The sequence below is a fragment of the Rhizobium sp. BT03 genome, from assembly GCF_030053155.1.
Classification (GTDB): Bacteria; Pseudomonadota; Alphaproteobacteria; order Rhizobiales; family Rhizobiaceae; genus Rhizobium.
Window position 1 is genome coordinate 1,670,326 of record NZ_CP125640.1, and the last position, 19,799, is coordinate 1,690,124.

Genomic DNA, 19,799 nt, shown 5'->3' on the forward strand with positions numbered 1-19,799 from the left:
ACCATGATTAAAGTTGCTTAAATCAAGGCTGCTTCGGTTCCGCTTCCGGCGGATTGAGGATGAGGATGTCGAAATCCTTTGCCGGATCGAAATCCTCTGCGGTCATCCGGAAGGTCGTCGGGCCGATCTTCTCGACATTGCTGCCGCAGAAGCTGATGAGACTGCCGGGCTTGCCCTTGTCGACCGTCAGCTGGAAGCGCCGGATCGGTCCCGCCCAGTTGGCGCCGGTCGACAGCACGTAGGAGATCCAGCTTTCGGTATAGTTGGCGCCGCCGGCCTCGGCTTCGCCGGCACGCTGCTGGGCGACCCTGACGAAGTCCGCGTCCAGGCAGTATTTGCGGGAATATTCCTCGAAGCGCTCACCCTTCGGCTGGCCACCTTCGAGAAAGCTGATGGCGACGGTGCCGCCGACCGCCGGCTGATAGCGGTGTTCGACGCTGACCTTCTTCCTGGCGGGAAAGGTGGTGCGCCACCAATAGGTCGAGCGCAGCGTCCAGAGCGGCACGAGATCGGCGTTCGTCATCGGATAGATCAGCCCGCGGGCGATCCAGTCCTTCCGGACGGTCTGGGGAAGCTTGGCGAGCGCGTCGCGGGTCTTCTGGCTGTAAGGCAGGACGGGAATCTTGTTTTTGGCGAACTCGTCGGTGACGTCGATACCGAGCGAGACGACACGCTGCTGCAGCTTTGCGGTGATCGGCCTGCCGTCCTGCACAGTGGAGAAATGCAGGAAATTGTCGCTGTCATAGTCTGAAATGGCGGAGTTGCTGTCGACCTGACCTGATATATCGGGCATCGGGAAGGCGACCAGGCTTTCGACATCCTTGTCCGATGTGTTCTCGAAGATATAGTCGACACGCACCTGCGAAGCGGAGATGAAGAGATCCTCTTGCACCATGCTGACATCGTCGGACTGGGCAAAGATCAGCCCGCCGGTCTTGACCTCGGCCATGGTGTCGTTCGCCAGCGCCGGCGATGCGATCCCCGCGGCGACAAGAAGAGTGAAGAGCTTCAGCATAAAACACCCCCGTGTCCGCGGCCCGCCCCGTCATCGCCGCCGCAGGATTATCGCCGAAAGCTTTCGAGGGTCAATGACGCGGTCTGGAACAAAATGCTTGCAACCGGCGGCTTTGCCGGTCATTCACAGCCGATGTCCGATCAAAACAGCCAACGCCTCGACCAACTTCTCGTCTCCCGCGGTCTCTTCGCCAGCCGCTCGCGGGCCCGCGACGCCGTGCAGCGCGGCACCGTCCGGATCGCCGGCCAGGTGGTGACGAAGGCCGGTGCGCTCGTCGGCGACGACGCTGCCATCGAGATAGACGACCCGGCGCAGGACTATGTCTCGCGTGCGGCGCTGAAGCTTGCCAGCGCCCTCGAGCATTTCCGGCTCGATCCGGCCGGCCATCACTGTCTCGATATCGGCGCGTCCACCGGCGGCTTCACCGAGGTGCTGCTGCAGCGCGGTGCCCGGCATGTCACGGCGATCGATGTCGGCCATGGGCAGATGCATCCGCGCATTGCAGCCGATCGGCGCGTGACCAACAAGGAAGGCCTCAACGCCCGCAACCTGACGGCTGACGATATCGGCGAGCCCGCCACATTCATTGTCTCCGACGTCTCCTTCATCTCGCTGAAGCTGGCGCTTGCGCCGGCTCTCGATCTTGCGAAAGCGGGTGCGGTCGCCGTGCTGCTGGTCAAGCCGCAGTTCGAGGCGGGGCGCGAGGCGATCGGCAAAGGCGGGCTGCTGAAGGATCCCTCGTCGGCGCCCGCCGTCGCTGCGGAACTCGCGCGCTGGTTCACCGAGGACAGGGGCTGGAACAGCCTCGGCCTCATCCCCTCCCCGATTGCCGGCGGCGACGGCAATCAGGAATATCTTCTGGCAGGATTGAAACCGTGAGCACCGAAACCGTCACGATCGAAAAGCTCGGCGCCCAGGGCGACGGCATTGCCGGCAGCGCCGGCGGGCCTGTCTATGTGCCCTTCTCGCTCCCGGGAGAAACCGTCGCCATCGCCCGCGTCAAAAGCCAGGGCACGATCATGTCGATCACGACAGCCTCGCCCGACCGGCGGGAGCCGCCCTGCCGGCATTTCGGCCCGGATGGCGTCAACGGCACCTGCGGCGGCTGCACGCTGCAGCATATGGCAGATAGCCCCTACCGCGCCTTCAAGCGCCAGCTGGTCGTCGATGCGCTGAGATCGAAGGGGCTGACGCCTGAGGTCGGCGCGATCGTGCCGGCCCGGCCGGGCGAGCGCCGGCGCGTGGTGTTTGCGGCGCGCAGGACTGAGAAGGACATGCTGATCGGCTTCAACCAGGCGGAAAGCCATCATATCGTCGCGATCGAGGAATGTCCGATCTCGTCGGCAGGGCTCGTCGCCCGGCTGCCGGCGATCCGGGCGATCGCTTCAGCACTCGCGACCAATGCCGAACCTTTCCGCGTCTCCGTGCTGGAAACGCTGTCCGGCCTCGACATCGCGGTCGACGAGGTGAAAAAACTCTCCGATGCGCAGCGGCGCAAGGCGGTCGAGGTCGTGCTCAGCCTGCGCGGCATCGCCCGTGTTTCTCTGAACGGCGAAATCCTTATCGAGCCGTCGAAGCCGCTGATCGATTTCGGCGGCGTCCAGGTTTCACCGCCGCCGGGCGGCTTTGCCCAGGCGACCAAGCCGGCGGAAGAGGCGATGGCCGAGCTGGTGCTTGCCCATGCCGGCAAGGCCAAGCGGATCGCCGATCTCTTTGCCGGCGCCGGCACGTTTTCGCTGCGGCTGGCGCGGATCGGCCGCGTGCATGCCGTCGAAGCCGAGGCAAAGGCGCTCGCCGCCCTCGATCACGCCGCCCGCAACACGCAGGGGCTGAAGCCGGTCAGCATCGAAAAGCGCGATCTCTTCCGCCGCCCGCTGATGACGCAGGAGTTCAAGCCCTATGACGCCGTCGTCTTCGACCCGCCGCGCGCCGGTGCGGAGTTCCAGTGCAAGGAGCTTGCCCGCTCCGGCGTGAAGAAGATCGCCGCCGTCAGCTGCAACCCGCTGACGCTGGCGCGCGACCTGGCGATCCTCGTCGAGGGCGGTTATCGGATCACCGGCGTGACGCCGATCGATCAGTTCCTCTGGACCTCGCATGTCGAGGTGGTGGCGACGCTGGAGAAATAGGGGTGCCCGTCGGAAAAACCAAACGACGCAACCCTTACTATACCGGCCCGGTGTCCGATCACTTCGACGGCACATACTTCTTCAATCCCGACGGTATTGAGCCGCTTGGTTTCCGCGATTTGCTGCGGTGGCAATTCGGTGGTGGCCGTGCGCGTTGGCCGAACTCGGTCCCAAGCCCATATGCGGCGGCCAAGCCCGATCCACGCGTCGACGGTGGCGATCTGCGGGTGACGATGGTTGGGCATGCGACCATGCTGGTACAGGTCGCCGGGCTCAATATCCTCACCGACCCGGTGTGGTCGGAGCGCGTCAGCCCCTTCACCTTTGCCGGGCCGAAACGCGTCGTCCGACCGGGCATCGCATTCGATGATCTGCCGCCGATCGATCTCGTGCTGATCTCGCACAATCATTATGATCATCTCGATCTCGCAACGCTCAAGCGGCTGCATGCGAAGCATCGGCCGCGTGTCGTGACGCCACTCGGTAACGACACGATCATCCGCCGTGCCGTGCCCGATATGGAGACGATATCGATGGACTGGGGCGAACGCATCTCGCACGCCGGCATCAGCATCGATGCGGAACCGGCGCATCATTGGTCCGCCCGCGGCGGCACCGATCGCCGCATGGCGCTCTGGGCGTCGTTCGTTTTGTCGACTCCGGCCGGAAAGATCTATCACGTCGGCGATACGGGCTTTCACCACGGCATCAATTATAAAGCCGCACAGCAGAAGCATGGCGGCTTTCGCCTCGCCATTCTACCCTTCGGCGCCTATGAGCCGCGATGGTTCATGAAAGGCCAGCACCAGAATCCTGAGGAGGCGGTGATCGGGATGACGTTGGCCAATGCGGCCTATGTGGCGGGGCATCACTTCGCGACGTTCCAACTGACGAATGAAGCGGTCGACGCGCCGACGAGGGCATTGCAAGACGCAATGCGCGAGCATGACATTCCGCCGGAACGGTTCCGGCCGCTCAGGGCCGGCGAGGTCTTCGATGTGCCGGCGGTCTAAAGCCCGTCGCGCCAAGCCTGATTCATCTGACGCGGTTTAGCGGCGCATGAAGGCCTCGAAGGCGGCCCGGGCCTCGGCGCTTTTGAGACGGGCGGAGAAATGACGGGCCTCTTCGTCGATGCGGGCGATGATTTCGTCCCTGTCGCCGCGGACGAGATCGCGGGCGATGCGCAGCGCCTGCGGCGGCTTGGCGGCAAGGCGGGCGGCGGTCGTCAGCGTCACAGTATCGACCTCGCCGGGTTCGACCACCTTCCAGATGAGACCGGCGTCCTTCGCGTCGGCGGCCGAGAAGGCCTCTCCGGCCGCCAGCAGGGCGAAGGCGCGCTGATGGCCCATCAGGCGCGGCGCAACCAGGCTGGAGCCCGCCTCCGGCACCAGCGCCAGATCGACGAAGGGTGTACGGAACTGGCTGCGGTTCGAGGCGATCGTCAGGTCGCAATGGAGATGGATGGTCGTGCCGATGCCGATCGCCAGACCGTCGACGCCGGAGACCACCGGTTTTTCGGCCTTCACCAGCGCATAGAGGAAATCGAGGATTTCCTGCTCCAGGCCGCCGCCGCCGACCGCGGCGGCAAGGAAGTCGTTCAGATCATTGCCTGAGGAAAAGCAGCCCTCGGTGCCGAGAAAGGCTATGGCGCGGATGGCGGGATCGGCATCGGCCGCCTTCAGCGCATCGGCCATTGTCCGGTACATGGCACGGGTGATGGCGTTCTTCTTCTCCGGCCGGTTGAAGCGGATGAGCTGGACGCCTGGATGGGCGGACGGCTGCTCGACGATGATGTGATCGGTCATTGGATGTCCTCAGAGGTCTTGGGGTCGCCTCAGGCGAGCAGGATGCGGGCGGCGGCTAGGCTTGCCGCGCCATTGACCACGCGGTCGCCAAGGGCTGCGGTCTCGGCCAGCAGGTTTTCGGCGGCGAAGCGGCAGAGCGCGACGCGGCCCTCGCCCCTGCCATCGCTGCTTTCGGCGAGAGCGCCCTTGGCGAGATAGCAGCCGGTGAGCACGAGGCCGAACAGGCGCTGATAGGGTGTCGCACCCGAGAGCGCCTCGACCGCCTTGCCATCGGCCAACATCTTGATGAGCCAGGCGGTCGCCGTTTCGAGATCGGCAATACCGGCGTCGAGCCTGACGGCGGTCTCGCCGAAACCATCGAGATTGGAGCGGCGGACGCTGTCGGCGATCCCCTTCAGTTCAGCGATGAAACCCTCGACCTGATCGCCGCCCGAAAGCGGCAGCTTGCGGGTGACGAGGTCGATCGCCTGGATGCCGTTGGTGCCTTCATAGATCGGCGCGATGCGGGCGTCGCGGAGGTAACGCGCCGCACCCGTCTCCTCGATGAAACCCATGCCGCCATGCACCTGAATGCCGAGCGAGGCGACGTCGACGCCGGCATCGGTCGAAAAAGATTTGGCGATCGGGGTCAAAAGCGCGGCGCGCTCCTGCCAGTGGCGGCTGACGTCGCCGGCCCGGTGGGACATGTCGATCGCGTGGGCGCAGGCATAGGAAATGGCGCGCGCGCCTTGCGTCAGCGCTTTCATCGTCAGCAGCATCCTGATGACATCGGGATGTTCGACGATCGGGCTCATGCCGGCCCCGCTCCAGCCGGGCGCCTTGCCCTGGGTGCGCTCCTTGGCATAGGCGAGCGCCTTCTGGGTGGCGGCCTCGGCGATCGCCACACCCTGCATGCCGACGGCGAGACGGGCATTGTTCATCATCGTGAACATGCAGGCGAGCCCCTTGTTCTCCTCGCCGACCAGCCATCCGACAGCACCCTTTTCGTCGCCGAACCGGCCGTCGCCGTAGATCATCGTACAGGTCGGTGAGCCGTGGATGCCGAGCTTGTGTTCCAGCGAGTGGCAGAACAGATCGTTGCGGGGCCCAAGCGAGCCGTCGTCCTTCACCAGGAATTTCGGCACGAGAAAGAGCGAGATGCCGCGTGTGCCGGCCGGCGCATCCGGCAAGCGGGCCAGCACCAGATGGATGATGTTGTCGGCCGCGTCGTGCTCGCCCCAGGTGATGAAGATCTTCTGGCCGAAGAGGCGGTAGCTGCCATCGGCGCGCCGCTCGGCGCGGGCTTTGAGCACGCCGAGATCGGAGCCGGCATGCGGCTCCGTCAGGTTCATGGTGCCGGTCCATTCGCCGGATACCATCCTTGCCAGATATGTCTCCTTCAGCGCCGCACTGCCATGGGTGCTGACCGCTTCGATGGCGCCCATCGTCAGCGTCGGGGCGAGCGCGAAGGCCATGGAGCCGGAATTCCACATTTCCAGCGCGGCGACGTTCAGCATATGCGGCAGGGCCTGGCCGCCGAAAGCTTCGGGCGCCGTCAGACCGTTCCAGCCGCCGGCGATCCAGCTGCGGTAGAGATCGCGCCAGCCATCCGGTAGCCTGACCTCGCCGCCTTCCATACGGGCGCCCTGGCGGTCGCCGATGTCGGCGAGCGGCGCCACTTCCTCTGTGGCAAAACGTCCCGCCTCGGAGAGGACGGCATCGACCAGATCTTCGCCGAGATCGCCGAGAAGCCCTAGTGAAATCGCTTCGCCCATGCCGGCTACATGCTTCAACGTGAACGCGATTTCCTCGACGGGCGCCTTGTACATTGTTTCCTCCGCAGGACCGGCCTGCATCCCGCGCAAAGCCCTCCGGGGCAAAGGGCTAATTGATTTTTACGTAAACGTCAATTTCGATTTGCCGATCTGCCATGCCATAATTCCACTGAAACGGCGCCGAGCTCTTGCACCGTCGCACAAATAGCCGTCATGAAGACTCATTAGGGGGAAACCTCAGAAAACGACATCGCCTTCGCAAAGGATCGGCGACCAATGGATACATTGCCCGTCAACATCCCAGGTTTCGTCTGGGCCTATCGCTTCTCGCCGGGTGAAAAGACCGCAGTGCGGCTGAACAACAGCGCGACGGTGGTGGATCTGACCGCCGACAATTGTTTCTACTGGCTGCACCTCAACCTTGTCGACGCGCGTGTGCCGGCATTGCTCGACACACTCACCGGGCTGACGGAGGACGCGAAATCGGCGCTGACGACGCGCGACACGCATGCGACCATCACCGTCGACGAGCAGATGCTCTACGGCACGCTCGTCGACTGCCAGCGCGATTTCGCTGAGGATACCAGCAATCTCGGCTGGCTGCATTTCGCCATGTCCGACCGCTTCATCATCACCACCAGGCTGCAGCCGCTGCGCAGCGTCGAGCGGGCGCGGGCGCTGATCGAGAAGAACCCGGGCAAATTCTCGCGGCCGGTCGATCTCTTCGAACTGCTGGTGATCGAGTTTCAGCGCACGCTGATCGCCATTGTCATCGAGCTTACCGATGAGCTGAACCTGATCGAGGATTTCGTCTACGACAATGCGCCGCGCGACGAACGCCGGCGGCTGGCGCCGGTGCGGCGCACCGTGGTCAGGCTGCACCGGCATCTGCGCACGGTGCTGGCGCTGATGCGCCGCGCCGCGGCGGCCGACGAGGACGAGATGCCCTTCGGCTTCGACGACGTGGCGCGGCGGCTGACGAGCCGGCTGGAAACGGTCGACCACGATATCTATGCGCTGCAGGATAGGGCGCGCCTGCTGCACGAAGAAATCGATTCGAAACAATCCTCCGAGACCAATCGCCACCTCTATCTGCTGTCGATCATGACCGCTTTCCTGCTGCCGCCGACCCTGGTGACCGGTTTCTTCGGCATGAACACCGCCAACCTGCCCTTCGCCGTCGGCGACTACGGCACCGAATACGCCGTCGCCCTCATCGTCGCCTCGATCGCCTTTGCCTGGTGGCTGCTGCGGCGGGTGGATATTCTTTGAATCTGAGAGGTGGGGTGGGCGCTGCTGCCCCTCATCCGCCTGCCGGCACCTTCTCCCCGCTTGCGGGGCGAAGGGAATATGCCGCGCCCTCTCCGTCCCTCGTCAACGTCTAGCAGGGCACGTCCCCTCGCCCCGTCAGAACGGGGAGAGGGTTAGGGTGAGGGGCAGCTTTCGCGGCTTCGTCCATCCGATGTCTGGCCTCGGCGATGGCGGGCAATCTCAGCGATCGACGCTCGGGTGATCCCGGAACGGTTCTTGCACGGTTACTAATACATTTACCGTGGGGAGGCCTAATGTCATGAAATGGTGCATATCCGAAGAGTTCGTCCCTCTGATGTTCGTTGTGAGTGGGCCGGAAAAATACAAGCTCGTCGCAAGCCTTGTGCAGGCCGCCGAGATGCTGACGGTTGGCTGGCCGATCGACGATGGAGACGAATATCTCATTGCGATCAGGGCGTGCCGGGATGCGATTCGTGGGGAAATTCCGGCTCAGGACGCGCGAGCAGCGCTTATCCGTGCCGCCGACGAAGCTGGCATGTCGGTCATCACCGCCGTTCACTGACCGGCGGGCGTGGGGACTCGGCTTGGTCGACCTTGCGGATAGTCGCGCTCTTAAAAAACGGAGCCGGTTGACGGAAGCGTCCAACGACATAGTCGCGGCGCAATCGTGTCTCCCGCCACAGGCGCTGCTAACCAGGATATCTCACGGAATTAGGCGCAGGGCTCCCCCACCCTCCGTCATCCTCGGACACGTTGGCCTCCATCAGCAGCGGGCATGGATCCTCGGCTCAAGGCCGAAGATGACGGAGGGTGGGGTGATGTTCCGGCCAACTCCTCCGCCGAAGCAACTCGCGTCGCGCTTCCCTTACCTCACCTCAATACGGCGAATAGCACTGCTGGCGGGGGCCGTTATAGGGCTGGAAGGTGTTGTCGTAGGCGCGATAGGACCGGTAGCGGTTGGCGCACCAGGCGACGTGGCTTGAACCCATGCGGGGCGCGGGCTCGACGTAGCGCGGCTGGGCGACGATGGCGCCGCCGATGACCGCGCCGGCGCCGAAGGCGGCGAGCGGATACCAGTAGCCGTTATAATGGCGATATCCCGGGCGGTAGTAGGAATATCCGCGATAGCCGCCGTAATAGCCGGGCCGGTAATAAGCACCGGGGCGATAGCCTGGCCGGTAATAATCGCGGCGATAGTAGCGGCGGTATTGGACGCTCTCGACCGCGGAGGATTTTTCCACCTGCGGGGCGGTCGGCATCTGGATTGCCTGCGACGGCACGAAGCCCGTCAGAACGACGGTGGCAGCCAGAACTGCGGTCGCGATCTTGTTACTCAAACCGAACATTCTTCTCTCCCATTCCACAGCGATAACCGCCTGCTCAGCAACGCTTTCGTGCCGGAATGGTTCCGAAAGCGGCCGGGGGCCGGCTGCTTTCGTATTTTTAAAGAAATCGATCTGAACCGGGCATTAACCGGGAGGTCGCCCGGAACGGGCGACATGCCTCAGGCGACGGCGGAGATTTTCGCCTGGTCGCCCTGCAGGCGGTTCACCATGAAGTTCGAATACCATTCGAGGAACTGCATGACGCCGCCCTCATGCAGCGAGGAATAGGGGCCGGGCTCATAGGCCGGCGAGTGAATGCCGAAAGCATTCTCCTCGACGATGCGGCGATCCTGGTCGTTGGTCTCGGTCCAGACGTGGGTCAGTTCCTCGAGGTTGTAATCCACGCCTTCGACAGCGTCCTTGTGGACGAGCCACTTGGTCGTCACCGCCGTCTCGTTGGCGCTGAGCGGCAGCACCCGGAAGGAGATGGCGTGGTCGCCGAGCAGGTGGTTCCACGTCGTCGGGTAGTGGAAGAGCAGCATGGTGCCGATATGGCTGATCGAGATATCGTCGGCGAGCGGACGCTTGACGGCGCGCTTGCCCGACATGGTGTAGCTCTCGGCATCTTCGATCAGCGGCATGCGGGCGGTGCGGAACTGACCGTCCGGCGAAATCTGGAACCTGCTCGGCAGGCCGGCGGCCTCGCAGCGCGCCCAGTGGCCGGCAATCTCCGGATCGTCGGCGCCGCCATCCGTGCCGGTGACGCTCGGGGCTTCGGGATAGGTGCGGCAGAGTTCGGGGTGATTGGCGGCGCAGTGATAGCACTCGCGGTTGTTTTCCCAGACGAGCTTCCAGTTGCCCTTCTCGATGATCGTGCTCTGGAAGGCGACCTTGCTCTCGCTGATCCGGTGCGGCGCGACATAGGGCTCGATCTTGTTGCGCACCGGCTGGAAGTCCGGGGCGGTGTCGGCAAGGCAGATGAAGACATAGCCTGCGACGACTTCGCAATGGACGGGTTTCAGATTGAAGCCGGTCTTGTCGAAATCATCGCCCATATGGCGGGCGAAGGCGAGCTTGCCTTCGAGATCGTAGGTCCACTGGTGATAGGGGCAGACCAGGCGCACGGAGGAGCCGTGCTCCTTGGTGCAGACGCGCGAGCCGCGATGACGACAGCTGTTGTGGAAGGCGCGGATGACATTGTCTTTGCCGCGGACGATGACGACGGGATAGCTGCCGATCTGGACGGTGAAATAGGCGCCCGGCTTCGGCAGCTCGCAATCATGACCGATGAACAGCCAGTCGCGATAATAGATCATCGCCATATCGAGCTGGAAATAGTCCTCGTCGATGTAGAATGGCCGTTCGAGGCTGAAGCCCTCACGGCGGTTCTTGAGCTGACGCAAAACGTTGCTGCGAATATCCATCTTCATGTCCTCGTGCACCCGGTGGAAGCGCGCCCGCTTCCTTCTCCTTCGGGAGAATTGTTCATGGCAACCATTTAATCATCTGGCATCTCTGCCGCTCGGTTGTAATGCGACATCGGCTTCGAAATTGACGACAGGATGCGGCAGGGCTTAAATCCGCCCATCCGGTCGATCGCATCGGCCGACTCTGCAGGCAATTATCGTCAATTGCGACATGGCGTAAAGAGCCGATCCACAAAGAGGCCGGCGGCCCAATAGCGACCGCCATCGCGTTTGCGACATCGGCCGATATCCGCCCTCCACGTGAGCGGCACCCCGCACCATTTTAACACCGCCTTAAGCATACGGTCCTATCCTCATCATGATCCGAGACCGACGAAGCACGCGAACCATGGCCAAACTCCGTTATTTCGACGCTAGAGATGCAAGCAGATTGCCGGAGCGGCAGCCGATAGCCGCGCATTCCGAATTTCTGCGCACCGGCCGCATCCCCCGCGAGCGGCGGCACTGGCTGGCCGAGGAAAAGCGCTATTTCACCCATGACGAGGTCGCCGCCAAGACCGGCCGCAAGCTGCAGGTCGCCGGCGAGAAGACGCATCAGCACATCAACGGCTTTCACCACTCGATCCAGTTTCCGAAGATGATCTTTCACCGGACGCTGGAGGACAGCCCGCATCTCGGCTATTGCCACGTCACCGCGGCACGGACGAAGTTCGCCCGTTACGAAGAGGTAAGCTGGGCCTTCTACATCGCCAATTTCTATTCCGACATCGGCGAGAACGACAATTTCTTCGAACGGATCGATGTCGGCTATTCCCGCATGTATTTCGCCGTCGCCATCAAGGCGGGCGAGAACTCCCAGGAAAAGATGACCATCGACCGGTCGGTGCGCGGCAACGGCCTGCTGTTCCGCACCGATGACCCGCAGGCGGCGATCCGCAACATCCTGCTGCTCGGCGCCCGCAACGAACAGCTGCGCGAAATCATCCGCCAGCTGTGACGCGCACGCATGCGTGAGGCCAACAACGCGATTGATCGCAAGCAGCGGAAAGCCTAAGGACTGCCGGGACCAAAGCATCGGGCAGCACATGGCACGCATCATCGACATAGAGGCAGACAGGCGGGCAGCACTTGAGGCGGCCTCAGCCGCTCTTGCCGACGGCTTTGCCATCGCCATCCCGACCGAGACCGTCTACGGCCTTGCCGCCGACGCCACCAATCCTGCGGCGATCACCCGCATCTACGAGACCAAGGGACGGCCGCGCTTCAACCCGCTGATCTGCCATATGGCCGATCTTGCCATGGCCGAGCAACACGCCGAATTCGACCCCGTCTCGCGGGCGCTCGCCACGGCCTTCTGGCCCGGACCGCTGACCCTGGTGCTGCCGCTGAAACCGCAAAGCCCGATCCATTCGCTGGCGACCGCCGGGCTCGACAGCGTCGGGGTGCGTGTGCCGAAGGGTTTTGCCGGCGCCCTGATCGGCGCCTTCGGGCGGCCGCTCGCCGCCCCCAGCGCCAATACTTCAGGCGCGATCAGCGCGACGAGTGCGGCCCATGTCGAGGCCGATCTCGGGGCGAAGCTCCCGTTGATCCTCGATGCGGGCCCAAGCACCGTCGGCGTCGAATCGACGATCGTCAAGGTGGAGGGCGACCGGGTGAGGCTGCTGCGGCCCGGCGGCCTGGCGGCGCGCGAGATCGAGCGCGTCGCAGGCCGGCCGCTGCTGAGGGCGAAGACGGCATCGGCGGCGATCGAAGCGCCGGGCATGCTTGCCTCACACTACGCGCCCGGCGCTTCGGTGCGTCTCAATGCGACGACGGTCGAACCCGGCGAAGCGCTGATCGCTTTCGGCAGTGCCGCGGTCTCCGGCGCGGAGGCTGCGCGGATCGTCCTCGATCTCAGCCCGGACGGCGATCTGGCGGAGGCTGCGGCCAATCTTTTCGACTATATGAAGCGGGCCGATGCCAGCGGGGCGTCGAGCATCGCCTTCTCAGCCATTCCCGACGAGGGGCTCGGCGAAGCGATCAACGACCGCCTGCAGCGGGCGGCGGCTCCGCGCGACTGACAGATCCGATCCGATCGACGAAGGACCGACCCGATGAGCAGCACCGGCATTTCCACCGAACTTCTCGACCGCTTCGCAGCCATCGTCGGCGACAAATACGCGCTTGCCGGCGAAGCCGATCTCGCACCGCATCTGATCGAGAACCGCGGGCTCTATCATGGCGCCTCCCCTCTCCTGCTCAAGCCCGGCTCGGTCGAAGAAGTCTCCGATATCATGAAGCTGGCGACGGAGACCGGGACGGCGATCGTGCCGCAGACCGGCAATACCGGTCTCGTCGGCGGCCAGACGCCGCGTGCCGGCAAGTCCGATATCATCCTGTCGCTCGAGCGCATGAACCGGATCCGCGATGTCGATCCGGTGGCGAACGTGCTGGTGGCCGACGGCGGCGCCATTCTGGCCGAGGTGCAGAAGGCGGCCGAGGCGCATGGGCGGCTGTTTCCGCTGTCGCTCGGCTCGGAGGGCTCCTGCCGCATCGGCGGCAATCTGTCCACCAATGCCGGCGGCACGGCGGTGCTGGCCTACGGCAATATGCGCCAGCTCTGCCTCGGTCTCGAAGTGGTGCTGCCGACCGGTGAGATCTGGGATGGCCTGCGCCGCCTGAAGAAGGACAATACCGGCTACGACCTGCGCGACCTTTTCATCGGCGCCGAAGGCACGCTCGGCATCATCACCGGCGCGGTGCTGAAACTGTTTCCCCAGCCGCTCGGCCATCAGGTGGCATTCGCCGGGCTGAATTCGGTGGCGGATGCGCTTGCTCTCTTCAACCTTGCCTCCAGCCTCTGCGGCACTTCGCTCACCGGGTTCGAGCTGATGCCGCGTTTCGGCGTCGAGATCACCACCCGCCACATCGACGGCGTGCGCGATCCGCTTGAGGCGGCCTATCCCTGGTACGTGCTGATCGACATTTCGACGTCGGATTCGGCGGAGACGGCCGAGCGGATGATGAACGGCGTGCTCGAACAGGGTTTTGAGGCCGGGCTGGTGCTCGATGCGGTGATTGCCGCATCGGTGGCGCAGCAGAAGGCGATCTGGCACATGCGCGAGAGCATGTCGGATGCCCAGAAGCCGGAAGGCGGCTCGATCAAGCACGATGTTTCCGTGCCGGTGTCGCGGATCCCGCATTTCATGGCCGAGGCCGAAGAAGCCGTCATGGCGGCGATGCCCGGCGCCCGCATCTGCGCCTTCGGCCATATGGGCGACGGCAATATCCATTACAATATTTCCCAGCCGCTCAGTGCCGACAAGGCCGCCTTCATCGCCCGCTGGCGCGAAATGAACCACATCGTGCATGGGCTGGTGCTGGCCCATGGCGGCTCGATCTCGGCAGAGCACGGCATTGGCCAGCTGAAGCGCGACGAATTGGCGGCAATCCGCCCGGCCATCGAAATCGAGCTGATGCGCCGCATCAAGCGCGCCTTCGATCCGGCTGGTATCATGAACCCTGGGAAGGTGGTCAGCCTCGACGTGTGAGGGTAGTGGTCGGGGTCGCCCCTCATCCGCCTGCCGGCACCGACCGGGGTCGAGCCACGGGTCTCGACCCGTCCTTCGGACCCCCCGCGCGCGCGGGGCAAAGGGGCGAGCCGCGACCTCTCCGCTCCCATCAACCTCGCGCGGGGCACGTCCCCTCTCCCCGTTTTTACGGGGGTCCGAAGGACGGGGCGAGACGTGTGGCTCGACCCCGGTTGCGTTAGGGTGAGGGGCAAACTATTGAAACTGAAGAGCAATTAAGACGACTGCGTGCCGCCGCCGGTCAGGATCTGCAGGGCAGGCGATTGCTGGGTGCTGTTCTGGACGTCGTACATCGCGGTGAAGCGGCGCAGCAGCTTGTCGACCTTCTTCGGGTCCTGGAGATCCTCGAGCTTGACGAAGCGGTTGAGGAGGTCGGCCTGTTTGGTGACGTCCATGCCCGACATCTGCGAAGGCAGGCTGTAGGCCGTCGTGATGACCTGATAGAGCGCCTTGTCGCCGAGGATCGAATAGATCGAGGTGATGCTCGGGGCCTTGCGGCTGAAATAGAGCGCCAGGCGCACACCATCGTTGCTTTCGCCCTGCTGGGCTTCCAGCGTCTGCTGGACGTAGAGCTCCTGGGTGTGGTCCTCGGCCGCCTTGTTCTGGATGGTGCCTATCTTGGCGCGGGTGAGATTGCCGTCCTTGTCGAAGTTGAAGGCAGCGACGATATCCTGGAAGCGTGCATCGGCCTTGGCGTTCAGGTAGCTCTTCTTGTCGTCGGGATCGGAGGTGAAGATCTTCTTCAGCGTCGCCTTGTCGTAATCCTTCGGGTCGAGATTGTTCGCCTTCAGCACCAGATCGGTCAGACGGCTGTCGTCGAGGAAATCGTCGAGCGATTTCACCTTCGCCATGCCCTTGGCGAAATAATCCACCTCGGCCGTCGCGTCCTTCGATGCCTTGTCCTTTACCGGGCCGGCCTTCAGCAGCATGGTCATATGCGCCTTGTAGTCGGTGGCGTATTTGGCCATGGTCGCGTCGGGCAGCGCCTGGAAGGGTGACGCCGCCTTGCCGTCGGGGCCGAAATTGAAGGCGCGGGCAAGGTTGGTGATGCGCTCATCCTTCAAGGAGGCGATATAGCCGTCCGGGTCGTAGGCATCGCTCGTCAGGATCTTGCGCATCATCGAGCGCGGCACTTCCTGGTCGGTCAGGCCGAAGGCCTGCAGCGCCACATGATAGGGATCCGGCAGATTGTCGTTGCTCTTCTTGAAATCGGCCGCGGAATTGGTGCGCAGGAAATCGTTGACGGACTTGATCTCGGCAGTATCGAGCAGACTGGTGCTGTCGGCCATCATACTCGAATAGTTGGAGGCAACCTCGTCGATCGCCTCGTCGCGCTCGTCATCATAGCGCGCCATATAATTGTCGTTGGTGGTCTGCGCCTGATCGGCCGTCTGGACCGAGCTTACGACCGGCAGCGATCCATCGGCGGCGAAGTTGAAATCGGCGTTGAGATCGGCATAACCGGCGGCTGAAGCGGCAGTCGCATCGGTCAGGAAGCTCTTCAGATCGGCGTCCGAGATATTCAGCGGTAGATTATAGGTGCTCTTCAGGAAATTGGTGATGGCGGGATCGGCGATGAGATCATCGACATTGGCGATCGTCGCCATCCGGGCGGAATAGTCGTCGGTGCGGGCACCGGCAGCAATTTTCGTGTTGGTGATCTGTGCCGCCGTCTGCGCCGACATGCCGTCCTCGAGCGTGCCGTCCGCCTTGAAATTGAAGGCGGCGGCGACGTCGGCATAGGTGCCGGTGCCGCTCTGATCGGTCAGGATGGCGCGAAGAGCGACATCGGTGACGGTGGACGGGATGCCGTAGGCATTGCGCACGAAGTTGTTGAGCTTCTGGTCCGACAGCAGCTGATCGACGTTCGAGATCCCGGCGATGGTCGACTGGTAATAGACGGCGGCACTGTCGGCCTTGCTTGATGTGCTGGCGCTTTGCGCGGCCGTCTGCGAGGCATAGAGGGTGGCGACCGAACCGTCCGTCTTGAAATTGAACAGATCGTGGACGTCGCTGTAGCCCTGGGCGCTGGCGGCGGCGGGATCGACGAGGAAGGTCCGCAGCGTCGCATCGGAAACGCTGTCGGCGATCTGCATGCTGGTTCTGAGATAGCTGACCGCAACGGGATCGGACATGATGTCGTCGACATTGGTGACATTGTCGATCATGGCGTTGAAGTGGGTCGCGTTCGCCGCCGATTTGTCGGTGGTCGATTTGCGCTGCGTGTCCGTCTGGATCACCGAACCGTTGATCGATCCATCCGCCTGGAAGTTGAAATCGGCATTGAGATCGGCATGGCCTTGGGCGGCGGCATAGGCGGAGTCGGTCAGGATGTTCTTCAGATCGGCATTGCTGAAATCCGTGCCGAGACCATAGGCATCCTTGATGTAGCGCGCCATGTTTGCGTCGGCGAGCAGGTCGTCGACATTGGTGATGCCGCTCGATTGCGAAGTCACCTTATAGTAGTTGGCGGTCTGCGACGCCGCCGACGACAGCTTGTTCGCCTGGTCGACCGTCCGGACGCGCGCCGTGTTCGAGGTCGAACCATCCGACTTGAAGTTGAAGGCGTTGTAGACATTGGTGAAGCCCATCAGCTGGGCATAGCCCGGGTCGGTCAGGACCGTCCGGAGTGCCGCCGCAGTGAAGTCGGCGCCCATGCTGTAGGCCGTCGTGATGTAGGAGGTCAGGCGTTTGTCGGCGACCAGGTCGTCGACATTGGTGATCGTGCCGATCTTGGCGGTGTAATAGGCCTTGTTGTAGTCGGCCGCCGTCTTGTTGACGTAGACGACATCCGAACCGACCGAATTGTCGATGATGACGGACTGGGAATTCAGCGTGTAGGCCTCGATGACCGAAGCTTTCTGCGCCGCGGTCTGGGCCGTGCCGGTGACCGTGCCGTCGGCGTTGAAGCTGAACTGGGCGGCAAGCGCCTTGTACTTGTCGCCGCCCTGCGTGTTGACGACGCTCGTGGGGTCGCTGAGATCGCTCGTCAGCACCTGACGCAGAAAATCCTTCGACGCATAAGTGGGATCGATGTTGAAGGTCTTCAGCACATAGGTGCGAAGCCTTGTGTTGTTGACCAGATCGTCGACGGTCTGCACGCTGTCGATATTGTTGCCGTAATAGGTGCTCTCGGCGGTCGCCGCCTTATCGGCGTCGACGAAGGACTGCTTGTAGAGGCCGATGAGATCGTCCTCCTGCGCGTCCGTCTGCACGTCCTTGTCAGGCGCGTTGAAATTGAAGGCGGCGGCGAATTCGCGGTAGCGCGTATCGGACAGCTTGTTGGCGTAGCTGTTGGGGTCGGTGAGATCGCTTTCCAGCACCTTCTTCATGAAGGCCTTGGCGTAGGTCATATCTTCAAGGCCATAGGCCTTCATCGCATAGCTGTAGAGCTTGTAATCGCCGAGGAAGTCGTCAACATCGGTGACCTTGTTGATATGGTCGGCGTAATACTGAGCGTCCTTCTTGACCGTCGCCTGGGACGCGACCTTGTTCAGGCTCGACGTCATGTCCTTCGACAGGATCGTGTAAGCGAGGGAAGCCGTGATCATCAAACGCGCCCTTTTCGGCAAAATCTCTAAAAGAACGAACTGCTGGTAAGCATATTTTGCCACAGAAAGCTTACCTGAGACTTACCTCGGGATGCACCACTTCAGCACACCATCACGTTCACCTTCCGGAAACCCTGCCGGATTCGGTTTTGATAACCATCAGAGGAGGCAAAGTTTTCTTAACCGCAATTTTTAAGCTGTACGGAAGGGCGGGTGCCTATTGTCGGCCATAGAGGACGAAAAGTCCCAAGGAGAAGAGCGGAAATCGGCTCTCAGGTAAGACAAGGGTAGAATGACATGAACAATCCGGTAATGAAGCCCGCCTGGGCTGGCACGACGTTACGCCTCGATCCGTCCCGCTTTCCGCAGCAGGTCAGCTACGCCATCCATGATTGTTCGGATGACGTCAACATCACCATAGACGAACGCGGCGCGGTCCTGCGCAAGGTCCTGCCCTCCAGCGGCCTGCCGCTCTCGATTGCGCTGCCGAAGCGCGTCTTCCAAGGTGTCGCCGCCCGCGCCATCGACCATGGCGACGGCGAGGTTACCGTCACGCTCGAGCTTCACCACGCCGATCCGGAACTCTGCATTCCGCTGCTCGTCGCCCATGATCTCAGCGATATCGCCGCCGACTGGCGCGGCTGGTCGGAAGCCTTCCGCATTCCGATGCTGATGGTCGAGGCCGACGGCGTCGCCCGGCCGCTGGAAGACCATATCGGCGCCTTGCGCACCAGCGATCTCAAGCCGCGCCGCCGCCATTCCTACTTCGCCAACCGCCGCCCGCGCTTCCTCGTGCGCCGCACCACCGGCCAGTTGGGCGTCGCCATGCGGATCGAAGGTAAGGAAATCATCGCCCGCAACTGAACGAAATCGCGACACTTCGTCTTCGCAAGCATTTGAAACCCGGCGCCCGCGCCGGGTTTGCCGTTTTACCATCGCCCCAATCAGGGGCCCCAATCAAGGGCCCAATCAGGGAATGGCGAAGAGCAGCGAGATGAAGAGGCCGAAGAAGATGATCAGGCCGACACGATTGTTCGACTTGAAGAGCGCCAGGCATTGGGCGGCATCGTCGATATCGAGCCGGACGATCTGCCAGGCGAACATGCCGGCGGCGCCGAGCAAGGCCAGGAAGGCGATGAGATTGGCGCCGGCGAGCGCGAAAGCGGCAAACATCAGCACCAGCGTCAGCCCGTAAAGGCCGATCAGCCATGCCCTCGTCCTGTCGCCGAAGAGGCGCGCGGTCGAACGGACGCCGATCAGCTCGTCGTCCTCCTTGTCCTGATGGGCGTAGATCGTGTCGTAACCGATCGTCCAGGCGACCGAGGCGGCGTAGAGCAGGACGGAAGCAAAGGAAAGCCCGCCCAAAATGCCGGCCCAGCCCATCAGCGCGCCCCAGGAAAAGGCAAGCCCCAGGTAAAATTGCGGCCAGTCGGTGAAGCGTTTGGCATAGGGATAAAGCGCGACGATGCCGAGCGACAGCAGGCCGAGGAAGACGGTGAACCAGTTGAACTGCAAGAGCACGAAAAGCCCGACCAGCGCCTGCAGGCCGATGAAGATCTTCGCATGGGCACGCGTAACGCGGCCGGAGGGCAGCGGACGCGAGCGCGTGCGCGCCACTTCCATGTCGATCTCGTGGTCGACGAGATCGTTATAGGTGCAGCCGGCGCCGCGCATGGCGACCGCGCCGATGAAATAGAGCAAAAGGTGAGACACCAGCAGGCTGCCGGAATAAAGCCCCTCACCGATCGCCGCGTTGGCGGCAAGGGTCGCCGACCAGAAACACGGCCACATCAGCAGCTGCCAGCCGATCGGGCGATCCCAGCGCGCGAGCTGCGCATAGGGCCAGAGCCATGGCGGCAGAATCCGGTAGACCCAGTTGTCGGAAGGTGCGTCGGAGACGCGGTCGTTGAAATCGCCGGAATCTTGCATGCCGCCATCTAGCGACCGGCCGGCGA

The 19,799-nt window shown here is 63.1% G+C and carries 16 protein-coding genes; 9 read left to right on the top strand and 7 right to left on the bottom strand.

The features are described 5' to 3' along the window. Positions 1-22 precede the first annotated feature (22 nt). Entirely contained in the window at positions 23-1,015 is a 993-nt protein-coding gene (locus QMO80_RS08315) for a DUF4424 domain-containing protein (RefSeq protein WP_283199641.1), read from the bottom strand. Between the two features lie 132 nt (positions 1,016-1,147). Here QMO80_RS08315 and QMO80_RS08320 point away from each other — a divergent pair, with 132 nt between their 5' ends. Genes QMO80_RS08320 through QMO80_RS08330 form a run of 3 tightly spaced genes read left to right on the top strand, consistent with a single transcriptional unit; the run spans position 1,148 to position 4,154 of the window. Beyond that, entirely contained in the window at positions 1,148-1,894 is a 747-nt protein-coding gene (locus tag QMO80_RS08320) for a TlyA family RNA methyltransferase (protein ID WP_283200143.1), read from the top strand. Next, on the top strand, positions 1,891-3,141 hold the full coding sequence (locus QMO80_RS08325) for a class I SAM-dependent RNA methyltransferase (RefSeq protein WP_283199642.1): 1,251 nt from the start codon (positions 1,891-1,893) through the stop codon (positions 3,139-3,141). Before QMO80_RS08320 ends, QMO80_RS08325 begins: the two co-directional genes overlap by 4 nt. 2 nt (positions 3,142-3,143) lie before the next feature. Next, positions 3,144-4,154: an MBL fold metallo-hydrolase gene (locus tag QMO80_RS08330; protein WP_283199643.1), complete on the top strand. Its 1,011-nt coding sequence runs from the start codon at positions 3,144-3,146 to the stop codon at positions 4,152-4,154. Positions 4,155-4,190: 36 nt separating this feature from the next. Here QMO80_RS08330 and QMO80_RS08335 read toward each other — a convergent pair whose 3' ends face one another. Together QMO80_RS08335 and QMO80_RS08340 are read right to left on the bottom strand one after the other, a co-directional pair. Beyond that, positions 4,191-4,946, bottom strand: coding sequence for a crotonase/enoyl-CoA hydratase family protein (locus QMO80_RS08335; RefSeq protein ID WP_283199644.1), 756 nt, complete (start codon positions 4,944-4,946; stop codon positions 4,191-4,193). 29 nt (positions 4,947-4,975) lie between these two features. Continuing rightward, positions 4,976-6,754: an acyl-CoA dehydrogenase gene (locus QMO80_RS08340; RefSeq protein WP_283199645.1), complete on the bottom strand. Its 1,779-nt coding sequence runs from the start codon at positions 6,752-6,754 to the stop codon at positions 4,976-4,978. A 222-nt stretch (positions 6,755-6,976) separates the two neighbouring features. Between QMO80_RS08340 and QMO80_RS08345 the strand changes: the two genes are divergently transcribed. Then, the gene (locus tag QMO80_RS08345; protein ID WP_283199646.1) at positions 6,977-7,972 is read left to right on the top strand and encodes a transporter; all 996 of its coding nucleotides are present in this window, start codon (positions 6,977-6,979) and stop codon (positions 7,970-7,972) included. Positions 7,973-8,270: 298 nt separating this feature from the next. Then, positions 8,271-8,534, top strand: a complete 264-nt coding sequence (locus QMO80_RS08350) for a DUF982 domain-containing protein (RefSeq protein ID WP_283199647.1) — start codon at positions 8,271-8,273, stop codon at positions 8,532-8,534. Between the two features lie 313 nt (positions 8,535-8,847). On the opposite strand, the gene QMO80_RS08355 is transcribed toward QMO80_RS08350, so the two are convergent. Beyond that, positions 8,848-9,318 (bottom strand): BA14K family protein, encoded by a 471-nt coding sequence (locus QMO80_RS08355; protein WP_283199648.1) that lies wholly within the window; start codon positions 9,316-9,318, stop codon positions 8,848-8,850. A 158-nt stretch (positions 9,319-9,476) separates the two neighbouring features. Further along, entirely contained in the window at positions 9,477-10,721 is a 1,245-nt protein-coding gene (locus QMO80_RS08360; protein ID WP_283199649.1) for an aromatic ring-hydroxylating dioxygenase subunit alpha, read from the bottom strand. 391 nt (positions 10,722-11,112) lie between these two features. Between QMO80_RS08360 and QMO80_RS08365 the strand changes: the two genes are divergently transcribed. From QMO80_RS08365 to QMO80_RS08375, 3 genes are all read left to right on the top strand, one after another. Beyond that, a complete protein-coding gene (locus QMO80_RS08365; RefSeq protein ID WP_283199650.1) occupies positions 11,113-11,721 on the top strand; it encodes a DUF6656 family protein in 609 nt (202 codons plus the stop codon). Positions 11,722-11,809: 88 nt separating this feature from the next. Continuing rightward, entirely contained in the window at positions 11,810-12,784 is a 975-nt protein-coding gene (locus tag QMO80_RS08370) for an L-threonylcarbamoyladenylate synthase (protein WP_283199651.1), read from the top strand. Positions 12,785-12,817: 33 nt separating this feature from the next. Further along, positions 12,818-14,254 (top strand): FAD-binding oxidoreductase, encoded by a 1,437-nt coding sequence (locus tag QMO80_RS08375; protein WP_283199652.1) that lies wholly within the window; start codon positions 12,818-12,820, stop codon positions 14,252-14,254. A 254-nt stretch (positions 14,255-14,508) separates the two neighbouring features. Here the strand turns inward: QMO80_RS08375 and QMO80_RS08380 are convergent, their stop codons facing one another. Further along, positions 14,509-17,844, bottom strand: coding sequence for a DUF1217 domain-containing protein (locus QMO80_RS08380; protein WP_283199653.1), 3,336 nt, complete (start codon positions 17,842-17,844; stop codon positions 14,509-14,511). A gap of 297 nt (positions 17,845-18,141) precedes the next feature. On the opposite strand from QMO80_RS08380, the gene QMO80_RS08385 reads away from it, so the two are divergent. Further along, positions 18,142-18,708, top strand: coding sequence for a DUF6101 family protein (locus tag QMO80_RS08385; protein ID WP_064837041.1), 567 nt, complete (start codon positions 18,142-18,144; stop codon positions 18,706-18,708). A 105-nt stretch (positions 18,709-18,813) separates the two neighbouring features. Here the strand turns inward: QMO80_RS08385 and ubiA are convergent, their stop codons facing one another. Next, positions 18,814-19,773 carry a 4-hydroxybenzoate octaprenyltransferase gene (gene ubiA, locus QMO80_RS08390; RefSeq protein ID WP_184345105.1) on the bottom strand — a complete coding sequence of 320 codons (960 nt, stop codon included), beginning with the start codon at positions 19,771-19,773 and terminating at the stop codon, positions 18,814-18,816. Positions 19,774-19,799: the final 26 nt, after the last annotated feature.

Coding starts and splice junctions, on each gene's coding strand:
- QMO80_RS08350 (WP_283199647.1), top strand. CDS start 8,271: ATGAAATGGTGCATATCCGAAGAGTTCGTCCCTCTGATGTTCGTTGTG.
- QMO80_RS08385 (WP_064837041.1), top strand. CDS start 18,142: ATGAACAATCCGGTAATGAAGCCCGCCTGGGCTGGCACGACGTTACGC.
- QMO80_RS08375 (WP_283199652.1), top strand. CDS start 12,818: ATGAGCAGCACCGGCATTTCCACCGAACTTCTCGACCGCTTCGCAGCC.
- QMO80_RS08320 (WP_283200143.1), top strand. CDS start 1,148: ATGTCCGATCAAAACAGCCAACGCCTCGACCAACTTCTCGTCTCCCGC.
- QMO80_RS08355 (WP_283199648.1), bottom strand. CDS start 9,318: ATGTTCGGTTTGAGTAACAAGATCGCGACCGCAGTTCTGGCTGCCACC.
- QMO80_RS08380 (WP_283199653.1), bottom strand. CDS start 17,844: ATGATCACGGCTTCCCTCGCTTACACGATCCTGTCGAAGGACATGACG.
- ubiA (WP_184345105.1), bottom strand. CDS start 19,773: ATGCAAGATTCCGGCGATTTCAACGACCGCGTCTCCGACGCACCTTCC.
- QMO80_RS08370 (WP_283199651.1), top strand. CDS start 11,810: ATGGCACGCATCATCGACATAGAGGCAGACAGGCGGGCAGCACTTGAG.
- QMO80_RS08345 (WP_283199646.1), top strand. CDS start 6,977: ATGGATACATTGCCCGTCAACATCCCAGGTTTCGTCTGGGCCTATCGC.
- QMO80_RS08335 (WP_283199644.1), bottom strand. CDS start 4,946: ATGACCGATCACATCATCGTCGAGCAGCCGTCCGCCCATCCAGGCGTC.
- QMO80_RS08340 (WP_283199645.1), bottom strand. CDS start 6,754: ATGTACAAGGCGCCCGTCGAGGAAATCGCGTTCACGTTGAAGCATGTA.
- QMO80_RS08360 (WP_283199649.1), bottom strand. CDS start 10,721: ATGGATATTCGCAGCAACGTTTTGCGTCAGCTCAAGAACCGCCGTGAG.
- QMO80_RS08365 (WP_283199650.1), top strand. CDS start 11,113: ATGGCCAAACTCCGTTATTTCGACGCTAGAGATGCAAGCAGATTGCCG.
- QMO80_RS08315 (WP_283199641.1), bottom strand. CDS start 1,015: ATGCTGAAGCTCTTCACTCTTCTTGTCGCCGCGGGGATCGCATCGCCG.